Below are 5,414 nucleotides of genomic sequence, written 5' to 3'. Positions count from 1 at the left end.
TCGGAGTTTTGAACAACTCGCCGTATTTTTCGGGGAAGCCACCGGTCGACAGCACCTTGACCGGGCCGGCGAGGTTGACCTCGCCTTGTTCCATTACCAGCTTGACGCCAGGGTGCGCCGAGTCGGTGGTCTGGAACACGGTGGCGCATTCATGCAACTTGTCGATGATGTACTTTTCGGTGACGCGCATGGTCGCCAGAATGCTGCCGTCGTCCGGGTCGGTCAGGGCAATTTCGCTGCCGGTCGCGATGGCATCGGCCGCCGCTTGGGCCGCCGAGAGGGTGATGGGGATAGGCCAGAACAAGCCGTCCGCCATTTTCATGCCATCACACACGCCCTGCCAGTCGGCGTGCGTCATGAAGCCTTGCAGCGGTGTGAAACCGCCAATGCCCAGCATGATGAGGTCACCCTTTTCGCGCGGACTTACGCGCAGGGTCGCGAGGGTGGCCGCGCGCCGGCGCTCACGTGCGAGTGCCTCGCCTTCAGGCAGCAGTGGCTGCAAATCAACGCCACCATGTGGATCAACCAATGCCATAGCCCTTGCTCCTCCAGGTTAATTGGAAACCCGTGCGGATACTACATTAAGAGCATGGGTTTCGCGTGTCATTGTCAGGATGTCGGCGTGCGTCATGCCGCCGGGCAGCGGCGTGAGGCAGCCGCTGCCGAGCAGGACGATATCGCTGGTTATCCCATAAAGTCAGAAAGGACAACCAGTCATCCGAGGTCGGATTAAGTATTTGGTGAAGTGCTTATGTGCCCTATCTTAGCCGCGCGCAGGGCGCCGGGCAAGACGCTTGGTGGCTGATGCACTCGCGCACATGTTGGTGGAGTGACGCCGGCAAGGCGGGACACAGAGTCGGCACGGTGAGCGAACGGGGGCTGGACCGGCGCGCTCTTGGCCGTCGATCCCCGTGGGCACATCAGCACCTCGGCCGGCCGTTGTTTTGCGGGGCTCTGGGGTATGCTTCAGGGCCGCAGTCGGCGAAGTGGGTTTGCGCCCGGTTGCATAAGAACATTAGAATCCGCGCAATCGTCAGCCCGCCAGCCAGGTCGCCCCATGCAGGACCCCACCACCCACTCGGACGCTGGCGTCGGCCGGGTCGAGGTCAAAGAGACCACGTGCTACATGTGCGCCTGCCGCTGCGGTATCCGTGTACACCTGCGCGACGGCCAGGTCCGCTACATCGAGGGCAACCCCAACCACCCATTGAACAAGGGGGTGATCTGCGCCAAGGGGTCCTCGGGGATCATGAAGCAGTACTCCCCTGCGCGCCTCACCCGACCGCTGCGGCGCAAGCCGGGGGCGGAGCGCGGCACCTCGCAGTTTGAGGAGTGCTCCTGGGAGGACGCCTTTGACCTGCTGACCCAGCGGTTGGGGCGGCTGCGCGCCACGGACCCCAAACGCTTTGCGCTCTTCACCGGACGCGACCAGATGCAGGCCCTGACCGGACTCTTCGCCAAGCAGTTCGGCACCCCCAACTATGCCGCCCACGGGGGCTTTTGCTCCGTGAACATGGCGGCGGGGATGATCTACACCATCGGCGGCTCCTTCTGGGAGTTCGGCGGCCCGGATCTCGACAAGGCCAAACTGTTCGTGATGATCGGCACCGCCGAGGACCATCACAGCAATCCGCTCAAGACCGCTATCTCGCAGTTCAAACGCCGCGGCGGGCGCTTCATCTCGATCAATCCCATCCGTACCGGTTACTCGGCGATTGCCGACGAGTGGGTGCCGATCAAGCCGGGGACGGATGGTGCACTGCTGCTGGCCATCATCCGTGAGCTGATCAGCCTGGGGCTGTATGACCGCGATTTTCTGGTCCAGTACAGCAACGCCGCGGAGTTGGTGGTGGACAACCCTGCGCGCGCCGACCACGGACTCTTCGTGCGCGTCGATGCCGACGCCGACCCGGACTGTATCGACCCCGAAAACAAGCTCTGGTGGGATCGTAAGAACGGCGCCGTCCTCACCCACACCCCAGGTGCCGATCCGCTGCTCATGGGCCGCTATACCCTGGCTGATGGCACTCGGGTCACGCCCGGCTTCCAACTCCTCAAGGAGCGGGTGGAGGACTGTACGCCGGAGTGGGCAGCTGACATTACCGGTATCCCGGCAGTGACCATCCGCCGTCTGGCGCACGAGATGGGTGTGACCGCGCGGGATGAGAAGATCGAACTGCCGATCGCTTGGACCGATTGTTGGGACAATGAACACGCGACCGTCACCGGTAACCCGGTCGCCTTCCATGCCATGCGCGGCCTGGCGGCCCACTCCAACGGTTTCCAGACGACCCGGGCGCTGGCCATCCTGATGAGCATCCTGGGGACCATCGACCGCCCCGGCGGCTTTCGTCACAAGGCCCCCTACCCGCGCCCCATTCCGCCCTGTCCCAAGCCCCCGGTGGGTCCCGAGTGCGTCAAGCCCAACACGCCCTTGGATGGCATGCCGCTCGGCTGGCCGGCGCGGCCGGAGGACCTGTTTGTGGACGCGCAAGGCGAGGCAGTACGTCTCGACAAGGCCTTCTCGTGGGAATATCCGCTCGCCGTCCATGGGCTGATGCACAACGTCATCACCAATGCCTGGCGCGGCGACCCCTATCCGATCGACACCCTGTTCCTGTTCATGGCCAACATGGCCTGGAATTCAACCATGAACACGGTTGAGGTCCGCCGCATGCTGACCGACAAGGGGGCGGACGGGGAGTACAAGATCCCCTTCCTGGTGGTCTGCGACACCTTCTCATCCGAAACCGTGGCATTCGCTGACCTGGTGCTGCCGGACACCACCTATCTGGAGCGCCACGATTGTCTCTCCATGCTGGATCGGCCGATCTCCGAGTTCGACGGCCCGGTGGACTCCGTGCGTGTCCCGGTGCTGCCCCCCAAGGGTGAGTGCAAGCCCTTCCAGGAGGTACTGATCGAACTGGCCTCACGCCTGAAGTTTCCCGCCTTCGTCCATGCGGACGGGAGTCGCAAGTACCGCGATTATCCCGACTTCATTGTCAATTATGAAACCTCTCCCGGTTCCGGTATCGGCTTTCTCGCTGGCTGGCGCGGCAAGGACGGGGACAAATTCCTGAAAGGTGAGCCCAATCCGCAGCAATGGGAGCGCTACGCCGAGCACGGCTGCGTCTATCACCACGAGCTGCCGCGCTCCTATCAGTACATGCGTAACTGGAACCAAGGCTATCTGCACTGGTCGCGCGTCCATGGTATGACTCGCCACGCCGACCCTATCCTGATCCATGTCTATTCCGAGGTCTTGCAGCGCTTTCGCCTCGCCGCTCAGGGTAAGCGGCCCGGGCGTCGGCCGCCCCCGCGACTGGCCGGGCGCGTCGAGACCTATTGCGACCCCTTGCCGTTCTATTATGAGCCGCTGGAGACCGGGCTTACGGACACCGGGCGCTATCCGCTCAACGCGCTGACCCAGCGACCCATGGCCATGTACCATTCCTGGGACAGCCAGAACGCCTGGTTGCGGCAGATCCACAGTCACAATTACCTGTTTTTGAGCCCCCAGGTGGGGGCGGCCAACGGGTTCGCTGACGGTGACTGGATCTGGGTGGAGTCCGCCCACGGCAAGGTGAGGTGCATGTGCCGTTTCTCGCAGGCCGTGGAGCCCGGTACCGTCTGGACCTGGAATGCCATCGGCAAGGCGGCCGGGGCCTGGGGCCTGGGCAAGCGCGCGGATGAGTCCCGCAAGGGCTTCCTGCTCAATCACCTGATCAGCGAGGAATTGCCCGCCCACGCCGCCGGGGAGTATTGTTCAAACGCCGACCCGGTGACCGGCCAGGCGGCCTGGTTCGATGTGCGGGTGCGGGTCTACAAGGCCGGCGCCGACGAGCCCAAGGAGACCTCACCCCAATTCGCCCCTATGCCGCTGCTGCCAGGGCAGGAGCGCCGCCGCGGTCGCTGGCAGGCGTATGTGGCCGGGCTCTTCGGGAAAGTACGGTAGGAGCGGCCCCCAGGCCGGGGCGTCGGCGACGGCCAGTGGCTGTCAGTACGGCAAACCACTTGTCCGCGCTGGTGATGTGTCCGTGCTGACGGATTTGCGTAATTGATTCTTCAAAAAGGGTAACGCCATGACTGATCCTTCCGCCGATTATCAAGAAAACCACGACCGCTTCGTTCGCGAGGCCCGCGCCTCCGGTCTGGTCTGGGGTCTCCAGTCCGACAACGGCTGGGCCGTTTGCGAGTCCAACGAATACGAGGACACCGACGTCTACCCATTCTGGTCGACCGAGGCGGCGGCGCGCATCCATAGTTCGGATGACTGGGCGGCCTATAAGCCGGCGAGTCTCCACCTGGACCTCTTCATCGATACCTGGCTGGCCGGGATGGACGAGGACGGGGTCATGGTGGGTACCAATTGGGACGCCGAGCTCATGGGGCTGGAGGTGGAGCCGTCCGACCTGGCCGATGAGCTGATGATCGATGAATATGACGATGAGGATGAGGATGAGGATGAGGATGAAGAGGACGGCCCGGATGGTGGCGATCATCGCCGCGCTTGAGTCGTGCTGAGTTGGTGGCCGATTCCGGTGAGCAATGCCAATGAGAAGTAACCGCCCATGACCCAGTTGGCCCTGGTGATCGATCTGAATGTTTGCGTCGGCTGTCACGCCTGTGTGACGTCCTGCAAGCAGTGGAATACCTCCGGCTGGGCGGGCCCCCTGGTCGACCAGAATCCCTATGACGCGGACCCGACCGGGACCTTCTTCAATCGCGTTCAGACCTTCGAGGTCGGCACCTTCCCGGACACCGAGACGGTACACTTTCCCAAGAGTTGCCTGCACTGCGAGGAGCCGCCTTGCGTGCAGGTTTGCCCGACCGGGGCCTCCTATAAGCGGGCGGATAACGGCATTGTCCTGGTCGATTACGACAAGTGCATCGGCTGCAAATACTGCTCCTGGGCCTGTCCCTATGGCGCCCGGGAGTTCGATGAGCAACAGCGGGTCATGAAAAAGTGTACGCTCTGCATCGATCGCGTCACTGATGATCGCCTGCCCGAGCGGGAGCGCAAGCCCGCCTGTGTCATGGCCTGCCCGAGTAGTGCGAGGTTCTTCGGGGATGTCCATGATCCGGACTCTGAGGTCTCCATCGCCATCCGCGAACGGGGCGGTTACCAGCTGTTGCCCGAGTGCGCAACACAGCCGGCCAATCATTACCTCCCGCGGCGCAAGACCCGTATCTATATCCATCCCGAGGAGCTCACCCGGGCCGACAACCCCTTGCTGAAAGAAGATCTTACCATCGGTGAAGATGAAGAGACCTTGGACGATGTGACCTGGTAGCAGGGGAGATGGGGATAGTCAGTCCTCGGTGCTTCGGCAGTGACTGACGAATCGATCCTGATCCATCGCTGCACCTCATCGCCCGGCCACTATCCACTATCCACTATCCACTATCAGATC

The 5,414-nt window shown here is 63.0% G+C and carries 3 protein-coding genes and 1 pseudogene; 3 read left to right on the top strand and 1 reads right to left on the bottom strand.

What is annotated here, in order from left to right:
- Positions 1 to 535: pseudogene (gene sat / locus QZY44_RS20220) on the bottom strand (sulfate adenylyltransferase); the annotation flags it as partial.
- A gap of 522 nt (positions 536 to 1,057) precedes the next feature.
- On the opposite strand from sat, the gene soeA reads away from it, so the two are divergent.
- From soeA to soeB, 3 genes are all read left to right on the top strand, one after another.
- Positions 1,058 to 3,955 carry a sulfite dehydrogenase subunit SoeA gene (gene soeA, locus QZY44_RS20215; protein ID WP_295450868.1) on the top strand — a complete coding sequence of 966 codons (2,898 nt, stop codon included), beginning with the start codon at positions 1,058 to 1,060 and terminating at the stop codon, positions 3,953 to 3,955.
- A 127-nt stretch (positions 3,956 to 4,082) separates the two neighbouring features.
- The gene (locus QZY44_RS20210; RefSeq protein WP_295450865.1) at positions 4,083 to 4,514 is read left to right on the top strand and encodes a DUF2750 domain-containing protein; all 432 of its coding nucleotides are present in this window, start codon (positions 4,083 to 4,085) and stop codon (positions 4,512 to 4,514) included.
- A 57-nt stretch (positions 4,515 to 4,571) separates the two neighbouring features.
- The gene (soeB, locus tag QZY44_RS20205; protein WP_295450862.1) at positions 4,572 to 5,294 is read left to right on the top strand and encodes a sulfite dehydrogenase subunit SoeB; all 723 of its coding nucleotides are present in this window, start codon (positions 4,572 to 4,574) and stop codon (positions 5,292 to 5,294) included.
- Positions 5,295 to 5,414: the final 120 nt, after the last annotated feature.

Origin of the sequence: uncultured Thiodictyon sp., assembly GCA_903837595.1 — a bacterium.
GTDB lineage: Bacteria > Pseudomonadota > Gammaproteobacteria > Chromatiales > Chromatiaceae > Thiodictyon.
This window is presented reverse-complemented; position numbering and strand designations above follow the sequence as displayed.

What these genes read in the sequence shown, in the direction of transcription:
- QZY44_RS20210 (WP_295450865.1), top strand. Translation starts at nt 4,083, where the DNA reads ATGACTGATCCTTCCGCCGATTATCAAGAAAACCACGACCGCTTCGTT.
- soeB (WP_295450862.1), top strand. Translation starts at nt 4,572, where the DNA reads ATGACCCAGTTGGCCCTGGTGATCGATCTGAATGTTTGCGTCGGCTGT.
- soeA (WP_295450868.1), top strand. Translation starts at nt 1,058, where the DNA reads ATGCAGGACCCCACCACCCACTCGGACGCTGGCGTCGGCCGGGTCGAG.